This is a genomic window from Lactobacillus sp. IBH004 (genome assembly GCF_026185255.2).
Classification (GTDB): Bacteria; Bacillota; Bacilli; order Lactobacillales; family Lactobacillaceae; genus Lactobacillus; species Lactobacillus melliventris.
On the sequence record NZ_CP110217.2, the window covers coordinates 1,256,121 to 1,270,547 of the forward strand.

General features: G+C 35.9%; 15 protein-coding genes. 3 read left to right on the top strand and 12 right to left on the bottom strand.

Annotated elements, in window-relative coordinates:
- Positions 1–69 precede the first annotated feature (69 nt).
- The 12 genes from dnaI to LDX54_RS06345 all read right to left on the bottom strand — a co-directional run bounded on the left by dnaI (position 70) and on the right by LDX54_RS06345 (position 12,173).
- The gene (dnaI, locus tag LDX54_RS06290; RefSeq protein ID WP_187157450.1) at positions 70–969 is read right to left on the bottom strand and encodes a primosomal protein DnaI; all 900 of its coding nucleotides are present in this window, start codon (positions 967–969) and stop codon (positions 70–72) included.
- A 10-nt stretch (positions 970–979) separates the two neighbouring features.
- Positions 980–2,338 carry a DnaD domain protein gene (locus tag LDX54_RS06295; RefSeq protein WP_265666578.1) on the bottom strand — a complete coding sequence of 453 codons (1,359 nt, stop codon included), beginning with the start codon at positions 2,336–2,338 and terminating at the stop codon, positions 980–982.
- A gap of 2 nt (positions 2,339–2,340) precedes the next feature.
- On the bottom strand, positions 2,341–2,808 hold the full coding sequence (gene nrdR, locus LDX54_RS06300) for a transcriptional regulator NrdR (RefSeq protein WP_046325124.1): 468 nt from the start codon (positions 2,806–2,808) through the stop codon (positions 2,341–2,343).
- A 1-nt stretch (position 2,809) separates the two neighbouring features.
- A complete protein-coding gene (coaE, locus tag LDX54_RS06305; RefSeq protein ID WP_265666577.1) occupies positions 2,810–3,412 on the bottom strand; it encodes a dephospho-CoA kinase in 603 nt (200 codons plus the stop codon).
- Positions 3,409–4,239 (bottom strand): DNA-formamidopyrimidine glycosylase, encoded by an 831-nt coding sequence (gene mutM, locus LDX54_RS06310; RefSeq protein ID WP_046325126.1) that lies wholly within the window; start codon positions 4,237–4,239, stop codon positions 3,409–3,411. Before mutM ends, coaE begins: the two co-directional genes overlap by 4 nt.
- A gap of 12 nt (positions 4,240–4,251) precedes the next feature.
- Positions 4,252–6,927 (bottom strand): DNA polymerase I, encoded by a 2,676-nt coding sequence (gene polA / locus LDX54_RS06315; RefSeq protein WP_265666576.1) that lies wholly within the window; start codon positions 6,925–6,927, stop codon positions 4,252–4,254.
- A gap of 163 nt (positions 6,928–7,090) precedes the next feature.
- Positions 7,091–8,404, bottom strand: coding sequence for a UDP-N-acetylmuramate--L-alanine ligase (gene murC / locus LDX54_RS06320; RefSeq protein WP_265666575.1), 1,314 nt, complete (start codon positions 8,402–8,404; stop codon positions 7,091–7,093).
- Between the two features lie 151 nt (positions 8,405–8,555).
- The gene (ytpR, locus tag LDX54_RS06325; RefSeq protein ID WP_265666574.1) at positions 8,556–9,203 is read right to left on the bottom strand and encodes a YtpR family tRNA-binding protein; all 648 of its coding nucleotides are present in this window, start codon (positions 9,201–9,203) and stop codon (positions 8,556–8,558) included.
- A 21-nt stretch (positions 9,204–9,224) separates the two neighbouring features.
- Positions 9,225–9,545 carry a thioredoxin family protein gene (locus tag LDX54_RS06330; RefSeq protein ID WP_265666573.1) on the bottom strand — a complete coding sequence of 107 codons (321 nt, stop codon included), beginning with the start codon at positions 9,543–9,545 and terminating at the stop codon, positions 9,225–9,227.
- Positions 9,546–9,576: 31 nt separating this feature from the next.
- Positions 9,577–10,236 carry a tRNA (guanosine(46)-N7)-methyltransferase TrmB gene (gene trmB, locus LDX54_RS06335; RefSeq protein WP_265666572.1) on the bottom strand — a complete coding sequence of 220 codons (660 nt, stop codon included), beginning with the start codon at positions 10,234–10,236 and terminating at the stop codon, positions 9,577–9,579.
- A 4-nt stretch (positions 10,237–10,240) separates the two neighbouring features.
- On the bottom strand, positions 10,241–11,440 hold the full coding sequence (locus LDX54_RS06340; protein WP_265666571.1) for an ABC transporter permease: 1,200 nt from the start codon (positions 11,438–11,440) through the stop codon (positions 10,241–10,243).
- The gene (locus LDX54_RS06345) at positions 11,433–12,173 is read right to left on the bottom strand and encodes an ABC transporter ATP-binding protein (protein WP_110446291.1); all 741 of its coding nucleotides are present in this window, start codon (positions 12,171–12,173) and stop codon (positions 11,433–11,435) included. The genes LDX54_RS06340 and LDX54_RS06345 overlap by 8 nt, the downstream gene beginning before the upstream one ends.
- A 90-nt stretch (positions 12,174–12,263) precedes the next feature.
- Here LDX54_RS06345 and LDX54_RS06350 point away from each other — a divergent pair, with 90 nt between their 5' ends.
- The 3 genes from LDX54_RS06350 to LDX54_RS06360 all read left to right on the top strand — a co-directional run bounded on the left by LDX54_RS06350 (position 12,264) and on the right by LDX54_RS06360 (position 14,060).
- Positions 12,264–12,695, top strand: coding sequence for an HIT family protein (locus LDX54_RS06350; RefSeq protein ID WP_198202105.1), 432 nt, complete (start codon positions 12,264–12,266; stop codon positions 12,693–12,695).
- A 9-nt stretch (positions 12,696–12,704) separates the two neighbouring features.
- The gene (locus tag LDX54_RS06355) at positions 12,705–13,046 is read left to right on the top strand and encodes a hypothetical protein (RefSeq protein WP_265666570.1); all 342 of its coding nucleotides are present in this window, start codon (positions 12,705–12,707) and stop codon (positions 13,044–13,046) included.
- 114 nt (positions 13,047–13,160) lie between these two features.
- Complete coding sequence (locus LDX54_RS06360; RefSeq protein ID WP_122026245.1) at positions 13,161–14,060, top strand: peptidylprolyl isomerase PrsA; 900 nt, start codon at positions 13,161–13,163, stop codon at positions 14,058–14,060.
- The last annotated feature ends 367 nt before the right edge of the window (positions 14,061–14,427 follow it).

A 14,427-nucleotide genomic window follows, 5' to 3' on the forward strand; every position in this document is an offset into this window, starting at 1 on the left:
TTATAACCCAATAATTTTTTAATGCAAGTATATTTTCATTAAAAAAATTCAAACTAGACTTTTTAGTCACTAATGTCGCCGGTTGTGCCCAGAAATTACAATTTCAGTGGCTAGAGAATGTATTCTTTCCATTAATCTGGCAGCCTTTACTGGTTCAATGGCATTTTTGGTCTCTTTAAAATGATCTTCTAAGTCATTCATAGCAAAATTGGACGAAAAGAAGGTTGGCAAAACATTATCCATTCTTGCTTGTAAAATTACTGCTAAAACTTCATCGCGTGACCACTGACTCAAATTTTCCGCACCAATATCATCAAGTATTAATAAATCGCAATTTGCAATTTTTTGAACTTCATCTTGTAAACTATTATCATTAAAATGACTTGCCAGACTGGCAATGAAAGTAGGAACATGCAAAAAAACAACATATTTGTTCATAGCAGCAACCTGATTTGCCAGTCCCGCCAATATATAGGTTTTACCAATACCAAAATTACCTGATAAATATAAGCCCTTTTGATGAATATCTCGCGCATAATGATATAAAAACTTTTGAATAGCTGTCATTACTTCTTTTCTTGCGGGAGTCAATTCAATTTGACTCAAACGAATATCATGCAATCCCTCAGGTAAATTAATTAAGCGCAAGTGTTTCTTGATACTAATTTCCCTATCATGAATCAGCTTACTGTCCTCGGGAACAAACTTGAGACTAATGGCATTTTTATTCATGATTAAATCAGGATAGTATCCTTGAGTTACCGGGTCTTTTTTATGTTGGCTAAGATAAAATTCAAACAGGCTGGGCAGACTTTTATCAATTATGCTGTCGTTAAGCTGCTCTTGGTGCTGGCTGATAAATTGTTGCACTTTGGGTTCAGCCAATACTTTTTGCTTAATTTTAGCTGTACTTTCCTCATCTGCTTTAGCTGTTTGTCCTTTAACCATAAGTTTTTTGATGGGTTGCATTTTATTTCACCTACTTCATGCCGTTTTGATCTTCAAAATTCTTGAAAAATTCTTTTAATTCTGCACTGGAAACATCCGATTTTACCTTTGGCTTTTGCTTGTTCCAGTCAGTGCCCTTTTCAACCGTTTTTCTGGCAGTATAAGCATGATACCGATTGCTTCTTTGCTTTTGTGCCCTTTTTCTCTTGTCCATGTATTCCAAGGCTTGACTTGCAGTCTTTACCCCGTGTTGCAGCCAATCATGAAGTATTTTATTTGCCAGGCGAAAAGAGATATTAGGACCACTTTTTAAACAAGCATAAGTCAAAACGTTAAGCAATTCTGCCGGTATTCCCTTATCGTTATATAAATTATCAAGCACTTGATATTCACTGGCATCAACAAAATCATTCCGCTCAGTTTTTAAATGATACAAAAACTGGGCTGGAGTATCAGATTGAGCTTTCTGCAATAGCTGCTGTTCATCTTCATTTAAGTGACTATTATTGACAAGCTTGTCTGTTAGTGCTTCTTTTTTTGGCAAATGCCGGCGCGTATCAGTTCCATGAATACTGTTAGCGATAGATTGCTTAATTTGACGCATATTCAAATGATAATCACCATGTAAGCAAGGTATTGCTTCATCAACAAATTCTTGCTCGGAAAGTCCGTACATGCGCATAACAGCTCGAATAGCATCTTCATTCTGATCAATTTCGCTGCCCGCGATTTGATAAATTTCAAATTGCTGTTTCATAAAATCCCAGTCAATATGCTCTTGATCATTGACGGTAGCAAAAGCTTTAGAAACAGAACTGTTTTCTTTAGCAGCTTTTTTCACATCAATAGAAGGATCAATTGCTTCTTGGTCAGGTAAATGAAAAACTTCCATAAAGGATGCAGATACGTTAGGTGCTTCCTTAATTCCACTGATGCTGCTTTGACTTTGCTTAGTTTCTCTAGCAAACTCATGGCTCAATTTATTAAAGGCTGTAACACCCACTTTTTCTTTTAATAAACTTGCTAAAAGTGCGGTGGTAAAAAACTCACTGCTGGAAGGAACACTTTTAAGTTTAAAACATAAAACCTGACCCATAATTTGGTTAGCAAGCAAATGGCTTTCAATTAAACCGACAGCTTCAAGTTTATGCAACGCGGGAAATAATTTTTTGATATCGCAGTCGGCTTGCTCCTGCAAAAAATAGAGACCTTTGGCATCAGAGAGCATCGCTTGCGGATTGTAGTCTTCATTTAAGCTTAAATAAACTGCCAGCGCCAGAGATCCTATGAGCGGCTGGTATAATTTGATTAAAACCCGTAAATCCTTCGGAAAAATATCCACCCTGTTAGCAATGAAAAATGGTTGTTTGGGATCATTTGTCTCAAACATAATTAATTACCTTTCTCCCTTTTCGCAATCATATCTTCCATGGTTTTCATGAAGCTGGACATATCTTTGAATTCACGATAAATAGAGGCAAAACGAATATAAGCGACATCATCAATTTTAGCCAGTTCATCCATTACTAATTGACCAATCTTTTTGGAAGAAATCTCACTAACTCCTTGCTGACGTACTTTGTTTTCTACATGATCAACTAATTCTTCAAATTGCGAACTAGATATAGGACGCTTTTGTCCCGCAGCCATGACGCCGTGTAAAATTTTTTTCCGGTTAAAAGGTTCACGAGTGCCATCATTTTTGATTACTAGTAGTGGTGTCGTCTCGACTCTTTCAAACGTAGTAAAACGAAAGCCACAGTTTTCACACTCACGCCGCCGTCTGATTGCACGATTTTCATCACTGGGACGTGAATCTATTACTTTTGATGCATTTTTATGACAATTAGGACATTCCATATTAATACTCCTCTTTTATTTTAAGAAGCAACTGCTCAAGTTGATATTTCAGATCTTGCTTTGTACCAACATTATTAATTACAAAGTCAGCTAGTTTTTCTTTTTGAGACAAGGACATCTGACTGCGAATACGTTTCAAAGCAGCATCTTTACTTAAATGATCCCTTAACATCAGCCGCTTTAACTGCAAAGATTCAGGTATGGCAATTAATAAAGTGCAGTCACAATATTTTTGGCCATTTGCTTCAAACAAAACTGGTGCATCTACAATAATTAAAGGCTTTTTAGCAACCTTGCTTAGCGCAATTTTAGCTTGTATTTCTTTAAAAATCAACGGATGGGTAATTTTATTAAGAATGTCAAGCTGCTTTGCGTCATTAAAAACTATTTGGCCTAAAACTGATCGGTTGATTGATTGATCTTCATTAATTATTTGGAGACCAAACTGTTTTCTAACCAATTCATAACCTTTATTACCAACATTTAAAATATCATGAGCTATTTGGTCACAGTCTATCACGGGTATGTGCTTTTCTTTAAAAAAGATATCTGCTGTGCTTTTGCCGCTGGCTATTCCACCAGTTAAGCCCAAAATAGTTGTCATTTATAAATCACCTGACATTTAGGGCAAAAAGTAGTGCCCCGGCCGTTTACTTTAATTTTTTCAAGAGGGGTTCCGCAACGTTCACAAGGTTCGCCTTTATGACCATAGACCTGCAACATTTTTTGAAAACCGCCGGTCTTGCCATTAGCATCAAGATATGTATGAACAGTAGTGCCCCTTTCTGCTATGGCCAATTCTATCAACGAATTAATATTATCATGCAGTTCTGCTACTTTTTTTGCTGGGATACTATTAGCCATACTTAATGGGTGAATTTTTGTTTCCCACAAAACTTCATCTACGTAAATGTTACCAAGACCGGCCACAACTGACTGATCAAGCAAGGTATTTTTGATATTTTTCTTTTTACGAGCTAGGCCTTTTTGCAAGTATGAAACTGTAAACGCCTGTGAATTTGGCTCAGCGCCTAATTTGCCAATACCGGTACTTTCTTTCTCTGTGCCCGTTGTAATCAACTGCATGCGCCCGAACTTACGCACATCATTGTAACGCAAAGCAGAATTATCGTTAAAAACAATTTGCACATGATCGTGTTTATCTTTTTTGGTATTTACTTTGACTAAACGATATTTACCTTCCATGCGTAAATGCGATACCACAGTTAAATGACCACTAAGACGAATAAGCAAATACTTAGCATAACGATCAATTGTTTCTATTCTTTTACCAGCTAACTGCTTTTTAAATTCTTTTGCATCACCAGTTATTATTTTAGGATACCAAACAGTTACTTCTTTAATCGTTTTTCCCTTAATCAGGGGAAGTAGTGTCCGCCTGACAGTTTCAACTTCTGGCATTTCGGGCATTAAAATTACTCCTTACTTAGCATCAAACCAATTGTGACCATAACCAGAATCAGCTACAAGAGGAATATCAAGTCTCACAGCAGACTGCATAACTTCTGGCACAATCTTTTTAATTGTTTCTAATTCATCTTTTGGTACATCAAAAATCAATTCATCATGAACTTGAACCACCATCTTAGTTCTAAGATGCATCTCATCCAATTTTTTCTGCATGTTAATCATCGCAATCTTGATAATATCTGCAGCTGAACCTTGAATTGGTGAGTTAATCGCAGTTCTTTCCGCAAATGACCGCACATTATAATTCTTGGCATGAATATCAGGTAAATAGCGCCTTCTGTGCATAATTGTTTCGGCATAGCCTTTTTCACGGGCAACTTGAACTGCCTTATCCATATAATCCTTAATTTGCGGATATTGTTCAAAGTAATTATCAATAAATTCCTTAGCTTGTTTGCGACTGATATTGAGATTTTTAGATAAGCCATAATCAGAAATACCATAGACAATACCGAAGTTTACCGCTTTTGCTCTGCGACGCATTAACGGCGTAACGTCAGAAGTTGATTTCAGATGAAAAATTTTCATAGCCGTATGAGCGTGGATGTCATAACCCGTTCTGAAAGCTTCCTGCATTTGTTCGTCACCGGAAACCTGTGCCAAGACTCGTAATTCAATTTGAGAATAGTCACAAGAGAAAATGTAGCCATCTGGTTCACTTGGCACAAAGGCTTTTCTAATTTGCTTTCCTTCTTCCGTTCTGGTGGGAATATTTTGTAAGTTAGGATCAACTGAGGACAAACGACCAGTAGCAGTCAATGTTTGTAAATACCTGGTATGAACCCGACCGTCTTTTTGGATAACATCCAGTAAGCCATTGACGTAAGTTGACTGGATTTTAGCAATTTGCCGGTAAGTCAAAATTTGATCAATAATTGGGTTTTCATCTTTTAACTGATTCAAAACATCAACTGAAGTCGAATAACCGGTTTTAGTCTTTTTAACAGGCTTTAAGCCCATTTTTTCAAACAAAATATGACCTAATTGTTTAGGTGAATTAATATTAAATTCTTCACCGGCTTCATCATAAATTTGCTTTTCCATTTTCTTAAGGTCAACCGCAAATTCATCTTGGAGCTGCGTTAAGGTATCAGCTTGGACTTTGATACCGTTTATTTCCATGACAGACAGAACTCGGGCTACAGGGATTTCAATATTGGCAAAAAGATCGTCTTGCTCATGTTCTTTTAGTTTAGCCAGCAGAGTATCTTTTAAGTTTGCGATTGCTTCAATTTTGCCAGCCAAATGGTTGAACAACACCTGATCGTCCTCTGGAATATGGACGCTTTTACCTTTGCCGTAAACATCATAATCGCTTTTAACCGAGTTATCACCGTACATGCGACAAATTTCACCCATATCGTCAGAATTGTTTTCGTTATTGATCAAATATGAAGCAAGTAACATGTCATAATCAATTCCGCGAGCGTGAATACCCAATCGGTTCAAACCAACTGTAGTTCGTTTTAAATCAAAGACATTTTTGGCAATTTGCTTATTTTCCAGAATATTCTTAAGTTGCGGCTTTTTTAACAGGTCAACATTGCGACTCACATATATTTGCTTATCTATCATAATGGCAAAACCAACAAATTGCGCTAAATGATAATTGGCACCCAACATTCCTAAGTAAAAAGTAATAGTTTGGCCAGCTTTAACTGCAAAATTATTAATGTCATTTTCTTCAAGCTCTGTAAAAGCAACTGCTTTATTATCTTTTACTGGTTGGTCTTTTTGCCCAGCAGCACTTTCAGGGTCTAACTGGCTTAAAAACTTGCGAAAGTTCATTTTTTCATAGAATCTGCGCAATTTTTGATAATCGACTGCACGCCTTTTTACATCAGCAATCCCAATGGTTAACGGGGTATTACGATCAATTGTCGCCAGCTTTTTACCCAGTAGAGCCTTATCTTTATCATTAATCAGGTTTTCCTTCATTTTAGAAGGCTTCATATCATCTATATGATCATATAAATTTTCTACTGAGCCATATTCCTGGATAAGTTGCGAAGCTTTTTTGGGTCCTATTTTAGTAACACCAGGATAATTATCAGAATTATCACCCATTAATGCTTTCATATCAATGAATTCAGTTGGAGTAACACCATTAACTTCTTTCATGTGTTCAGGTGTATAAGCTTCCAAGTTTAAAACCCCTGATTTAGTAACCATAACAGTGGTTTGAGGAGATGCCAGCTGCGTCAAGTCCTTGTCGCCCGTAACAACTGTAACTTTAAAACCCTCTTTTTCTCCAATATTTACAAAAGTACCAATAATGTCATCAGCTTCATAGTTATCAAGCTCATATGTAGACAAGCCCAAATCATGCAAAAGTTCCTGAATGTACGGCAGCTGTTCAGATAATTCTGATGGGGTCTTTTGTCTGCCACCTTTGTAGTCAGCATACATCTTATTTCTAAAAGTAGTTTTACCTGCATCAAAAGCAACCAAAACATGGTCAGGTTCAACGTCATTCAGCACGACATCAAGCATATTTTTAAATGTATAAATGGCATTAGTGTGCAATCCTTCAGGATTTCTAAAATTTTCAAGTTGGCGGTATAGTGCATAGAAAGCACGAAAGGCAACTGAATTACCATCAATTAAAAGTAATTTTTTATCAGCCATTTGATCTCCTTAAATTTAAACCAAGTTTCTTTATTCAACTACCATTTTAACAGTTTTTCCATTCATCTTGCATAATACCGATTTTCCTGAACCTTATGACATGTAAAATCTGTTATATAAAGCAAAAAGATCAAGTCTTGAAACTCAATCTTAATAACTTAATTTATTTTAGTAATTTTTCTAAAGCATCTTCGTATTTCTGGATATCGCCTGCGCCCATGAAAACAATGACACTGTCTTTGTTCTGCGTTAGGTCAGCAATATTATCAAGATCAATCACTTCAGAGCCAGGAATTTCGGCTACTAAATCACTACTTGAAATATCTCCACTTGCCTCTCTTGCGGAAGCATAAATGGGAGTAATGTATGCTTTATCCACTCCGCGCAAAATTTCTGCAAAATCTTGCGCATATTTCTTCGTTCTGGAAAAAGTATGTGGTTGGAATACGACAACTAGTTTTTTATGAGGAAACTTTTGCCTAGCAGCCTGAATTGTCGCACGCATTTCAGTTGGATGATGGGCGTAATCATCAATGATATTAATATCTTTAAAGTCTTTTTCAGAAAAGCGTCGTTTGGCCCCCTGATAAGTAAGTAAACCCTTTTGAATATCTCCAAGAGGAATGTTTTCGGTATAAGCAACTGCTATTACGGCCGTAGCATTCAAAATATTATGATCGCCAAAAAGATGAATTGTAAATTCACCTATCTTCTTTCCCTGTCTCAAAACCGTAAAACTTGAACCTGCAGTAGTGCGGTTGACATCAACCACCTGAAAATCATCATCATTTTCAAAACCATAAGTGTATTTGGGAACGGCAGAATGCAATTGTCTTAGTCTGTCATTACCTCCCCACACAAATAGACCTTTTTGAGTTTGATCAGCGGCAGTTTGAAAGGCTGAAGTATAATCTGCCTGGTCTTTAAAATAATCCGGGTGGTCAAAATCAATGTTGGTCATGATTTGATAATCAGGATGATAAGCCAAGAAATGGCGGCGATATTCATCAGCTTCATAAACAAAAAAGCGTGACCCTTTAACTCCTTTACCCTCACCATCGCCTATCAGATAAGACGTGGGCGCTGCTTCACCTAAAACGTGAGCTAAAAGACCGGTAGTAGATGTTTTGCCATGAGTTCCAGAAACACCAATACCAGTATGCATCTTGATTATTTCTTCTACGGTATCAGGATAACTTTGCCAAGTTATATTTTTATCTTCACAAGCTTTAACTTCAACGTTATCATTTTTAAAAGCATTGCCCTTAATTATGACCTGACCCGAGTCTTTGATATTACTTGCATCAAACTCTGTTACTTTAATTCCTGCTTTTTCAAGTGGTTCTTGTGTGAAAGTATACTTTTTGATATCACTACCGGCAACATGAAAGCCTAAATCGTTTAACACTAAGGCTAAAGAAGCCATTCCCGTTCCTTTAATTCCAATAAACCAAATTTGCTTATTTTTATCTAACATTTCCCAAGCTCCATATTTTTTATCATTGTTTCTTATTTTACCATTTCTAACGAAAAAAGAGCAGAATCATTGAAAAGCCATGAAAAATCATAATCTTACTTTGCATTACTAAAAAAGGACTCTACCAATAACTTGATAAAGTCCTTTAATCTTATAATTTAATCTGCCCGCTTGCCAAAAGTTCATCACATTTTTCAGGATCAAAGGCGTCTCCCACAGCAAAATCGTCTGGAACTACTAAAATTCCTCGTTTTTGTGGTGCGTGGGGCAAACCTAGTTCTCGTGCTGAACAGATCATCCCATAAGAATCCACATGGCGCAGCTGACCCGGCCAAATCATTTGACCATTTGGCATCAAGGTGCCAGGTAAGGCAACTACTACTTTTTGTCCTTGAGCAATGTTAGGTGCACCACAGACGATTTGCTGTTCCTCACCATGGCCAACATCAACAGTGGTCACATGCAAGTGATCAGAGTCAGGATGTTTTTCACAGCTTTTCACATAGCCGTAAACCAGCGTTAGTTTACCATAAGCAAGTTGATCATTAAAACCAACTTCTGCCAACTTTTTATTTAATGCTGCTAAATCGTCATTAGTCAACTTGACTTGGCCGTCTGCTAGTTTGTCATAATCAATTACCTGGTCGACATTAAAGAAATTATATCCGGTCACATTACCTTCCTCATCAGTAATACGTGTGACATCATCTTTTTCTTCATACTCACTTTTGCCCTTATCCTGACCTAAAATCACAATTAAGGTATTGGGATAGCTGCGTTTATTAATACTAGTAATCATGAATCAATTATCCTCTTTCACTTAGTCCAGTGACCGCAAAAAGCTCTCAACTTCTTCTTTAGTTTTACGGTCCTTATTAACTAGTCTACCAATTTCTTTACCATCTTGGTAGACCACAAATGAAGGAATACCCATGATATTCATTTCTTTAGCTACATCTACAGAACCGTCACGGTCAATTTGATAAAATTTACTGTCAGAAAAATCTTTTTCAATCTCCGGCATAAACGGATCCAAAAAGCGGCAATCTGGACACCAACCAGCAGAAAATTCCAAAACCACACGACCATTTTTGGTAATATCTTCTAATTTTTTTTGATCTAATTCTTTTATTTGTTCCATTTTGAAAAAACCTCTCAATCCTTATTATTACTTATTTTACCCCAAAATCAGCATGCAAGGCATAAATTGGGTTACCTTGGCTGGCAAATTTGTGCTCATACTCGGTTTCAATATTTGAAGTTAAAATATCTTCTTTCTCATTATGCAGATCCACTGTAACAAAATCAAAATGCATCCCATAATTATTCATACTTTGAAGAGAATAAGCAAAAAGACCTGCATTATCTGTTTTAAACTGTATCTGACCATTTTCTTGTAAAACGGATTGGTATTTTTGTAAAAAAGTCTTATAGGTTAACCTTCTCTTTTCGTGCCTGGTTTTAGGCCACGGGTCACTAAAATTTAGGTAAATGGTATTTGCACTATGTTTTTTAAAAAAGCAATCAATATTAGCAGCATCTGCGCATAAAATTTGTAAATTAGGCAAATTTTGAGCTAGTTTTGACCGTAAAATAATTCCAGCTGCGGTCATCTGCAGTTCAAGAGCAACGAAATTTTTTTCAGGGTGCTTTTCAGCCATTGTGGTGATAAACTTCCCTTTACCCGGACCAACTTCAATTTCTAATGGTTTTGAAATGTCAGCAAACCGCTTTGACCAATCAATCTTTTGGGTTGGATCTGGACGATCTATCACACTTTCTGGATGCTCTTGCACAAGTTTTACAGCCCACGGTTTGTTACGTAGTCTCATTTATTTACAACTTCCTTTTCTTTACTTTTGCTGGTAAGTATAACCTTAATACCGCGTAACTGAAAACAACTAAAATCCCCATTGCTTCAAACAAGTGCAAACTAATAGGCAGTGTAATCAGCCATGAAATGCTAATAATCAACCATTGTACCAACATTATCCCAGTAAGTGCAGAAACTAAGTCTAAGCCTCGTTTAGTGCGCTCGATAGGATAAACACGATACATGACATTGGTGTCAAATTCATCAACCATCGGTACTAATTGGTAAATAGTTAAGAATACTACTAAGCAGGACAAGCCTAATGCCCAAAGCCAATTCTGCACTAACCACGAAATTAGAATTGCAAAAGCAGTCATTCTAACTACTAGATTAATGTTTTCCGGATTGCGCAGAACTGAGCGCCTATACAAAAACTTATTAGGATTTTCCCTTGCCAAATTTTGAGGTAATAAAAAGTCCAAATATTTCCGTCTTTTAATATTAGTTTGCCTTTCCTTAACATCGGTGAACATACTAAAAGCGTTATAAACAACGTTTTTACGTTTTTCTTCTTGCTCGATGGCAAATTGCCAGTCAAAAAGTGCTGCATGTTGCGGTTTTAAAATAAAAATGATTACAATAATTAACAGCAAACCAGCAATAAATATCATACTTTTTGGTTTAAACATTACCAAAATGAATAAAAGCAGTAAGAAAATATTCAAAATTGAGATAGAAATTTTACGGTTAAAGAATAAATTATATTCCATAATTTTCAGCTGCAATACTTTGGCCAGAAAAACAGCAAAAACCGCGAAAACATAATCTAACGGTTCAATCTTTGCCTTGATCGTGGCAAAAGGAAATATAATTCCCGCCATTAAAACTAAGCAAATTGTAGGTACAATCAAGCTGTAATTTAGCATTGGCTGCAAATATGATGCTAAATTTTCATCTTCAGGCAGTAAAAATTGTAAATCAGCTGGTTTTAGCAATGTTACCAGTTTGCCTATTAAAAGTGGCAACCACAGCAAAATACCAACTAGGGGACGGTAATACCACAGATTTTCTGGCATAGTCTTCATTGCCTGTGCATACCAGAACATGAGTGCTCCAAAAAGAAAAATCAGAGCTAGGATAAAGAAATCATTAAAAACCAATACTAGGTATTTCAAAGACTGGCGCAAGTTTTCCTGCAGCCTTCTTTTAGCCAAATCACGCATTTTGTTGCTCCTGACTTAAAATTTGGTAAATTTGGTCAAATGAATCTGTCTCCTTTAGGCCATAATGCATGCGAATTTCAGCCAAAGTACCAGCAGTTTGAATTTTGCCATTATTTAAGACCGCATAACGAGAAACTGCCTGCACACTGTCAGCTAAAATGTGTGTTGACATTAACACCATTTTGCCCTGACCAGCAGCTTCTTTAATCAATTGCACCAAATTGGCCACTGCCAACGGATCAAGTCCAGTGAACGGCTCGTCAATTACCAGCAAGTCAGTATTTGCTAAAAACGCTGAAACAATCATTACTTTTTGCTTCATACCCTTTGAAAAATGAATCGGCAGCCAATCTAACTTGTCATCCAGCCTAAACAGCTGTAACAGCTCGTGAGCCTTTGCCCAAGCCTGTTTTTCCTTTAGCTGGTAACTAAGAATAGTCAGGTCAAGATGCTCTTTTAAAGTCAATTCTGAATATAAAACTGGCGTCTCGGGAATATATGCGACTTGTCTTTTAAATTTAGTAGGTTCAGCCGTTAAATCAATGCCATTTAGAGTGATTTTCCCTTTTTGCGGTCTGAGTAATCCTAAAATATGTTTAATAGTAGTAGATTTACCAGCACCATTTAGGCCAATCACTCCTAAAACTTCCCCGGGTTTTATTTCCAAGTTAATATCTTTTATGACTGGTATACCCGTGTAGCCACCAGTCAAATGCTCAATTTTTAAAGTCATAATTCCTATCTTTCTTTTAATGAATTTACTCATTTAATATGATAGCATGATATTAAAAGAAACTAAATTTTGAAATGTAGAGGTTTTAAAATGGAAGATTTAGATAAAGATTGTTTATTTTGTAAAATTATTAAAGGGGAAGCCAGCAGCTACACTGTTTTTGAAAATGACGATGTTAAAGCATTTTTAGATTTATCCCAGGTTAACCCTGGTCATACTTTGATGGTGCCTAAAAAACACATCACAAACTTTTTTGATTATACCCAGGCAGATGCTCAACGCTATTTACAATATATTCCTACAATTGCTAATGCAATTAAAAAATTTGATCCGAGAATCACCGGTATGAATATTAGCAGCAATAATGGTGCCAGTGCAAGTCAAGTAGTTATGCACTCACATATTCATTTTATTCCGCGATTTGAAGGTGATGGCTTAAAGATTGCCACCCGTAACAATGCGGAAAAATACACTGACGAAGATTATGAAAAGGTTGCTGCTGCCATTAGAGCACAATTTTAAGGTGACAAGATGAAACGTTTTAGTTTAGGATTGGCTGTAGGTGCAGGCTTTGGCGTGATCCTTTCACTGTTTAAAGATCAAAATGGCAACCGCCTGTTTCCACCTGTGCAAAAGCAAATAAAGTCATTAAAAGAAGATATTAGTGACATTTCTGCTGCAAGTAGTAAATTTAAAACTGCTCAGCAAGAATTAAAAAAATCTTTACCGCGAGCAAAGAAAGCTGTTTCTGAGTTACAAAACGAAATAGAATATTATCAGATCAGCATTAATCGTATCGTCGGCAAGCTGAAAGCCAAAACTGCGACAATTAATTCCAATAACGCAACTGAAACTAATAGTTCTAAAAAATAGTAAAGAAACTCTCTTTTTTGTTTTAAAAAAATAAAAATGAAAACCAGTTTTGCCAGTTTATGTTATATTAGTTGTCGGTGACTTAATTTATTAAGGATGTGGAGAATTTATTTTATGAAAAAATATATTAAAAAAGCTGCAGCTGTGATTGCCGTAGCCGGTATGGCATTATCAACAGCTGCTTGTTCTAATGGTGGCAAAACTGTTGCTTCTTATAAAGGCGGCAAGATTACCCAGCAAGAGTATTATGATGATATGAAAAAATCTCAGGCTGGTAAAACCGCTTTGGCAAATATGATTATTAATCGTGTTTTAGAGCAACAATATGGCAATAAAGTTTCAAAAAAGCAAGTTGATAAACAATATAGCAACTATAAGAAACAATATGGTAGTCAGTTTGATGCCGTTTTGCAACAAAATGGTATGACTACTGCAAGTTTCAAGCAAAACCTAAAAACAAACTTGCTGACCGAAGCCGCCTTGAAAGATATTAAAAAGATCTCAAAGAGCCAAGAAGAAAAAGCCTGGAAAGCATATCAGCCTAAAGTTACAGTGCAACACATATTAGTTTCTAAGAAATCTAAAGCCGAAGAAATTACTAAAGAATTAAAGAATGGTAAAAGCTTCAAGAGCCTAGTTAAAAAGTATTCTTTAGATACTGGAACCAAAAGTAATGAAGGTAAACTGCCAGCATTTGATTCCACTGATACTAGTTTAGATCCTGCTTTTAAAAATGCAGCATTTAAGCTAAAGACCGGTGAAACTACGAAGAGCCCCGTTAAATCTCAATCAGGCTACCACGTAATTAGAATGATTAAACACCCTGCCAAAGGTTCTTTTGCTTCACATAAAAAAGAAATTGATGATCAAATTTATCAATCAATGTCTCAAGATCAACAAACTATGCATGATGTCCTTGCCAAGGTAATTAAAAAGGCGGGAGTCAACATAAAGGATAATGATCTAAAGGATGTTTTAGCTGCTTATGTTTCTACTTCAACAAATAAGAAGTAATTAAAACTATTACAGTTAAGACTAGTTCTTTGCTAAAAATATAATAATCCCGTTAACAGTCATTTTTATAAATAGCTATTAGCGGGATTTTTTTGTATTAAATTTTTCTTTTAATGATAATTTTTTATTATAGGCTTCAGCTGACATTGAAATAATTTTCATCTAATATTTGTTTTTATAGTAACTTTCTAAAATATTCTGATTGATCAAATAACCTGACACAATTTACGAACTAATTAACTGTTAAACTACATAGATTATCTAAATCACCTTTTGCTCAAGCAATTTTTCATAAGAACCTTCTACAGTAATAGTGTTATCTTCCATGAAAAGCACGGCATCATATTTTTTAAGATTATAAAAAAGC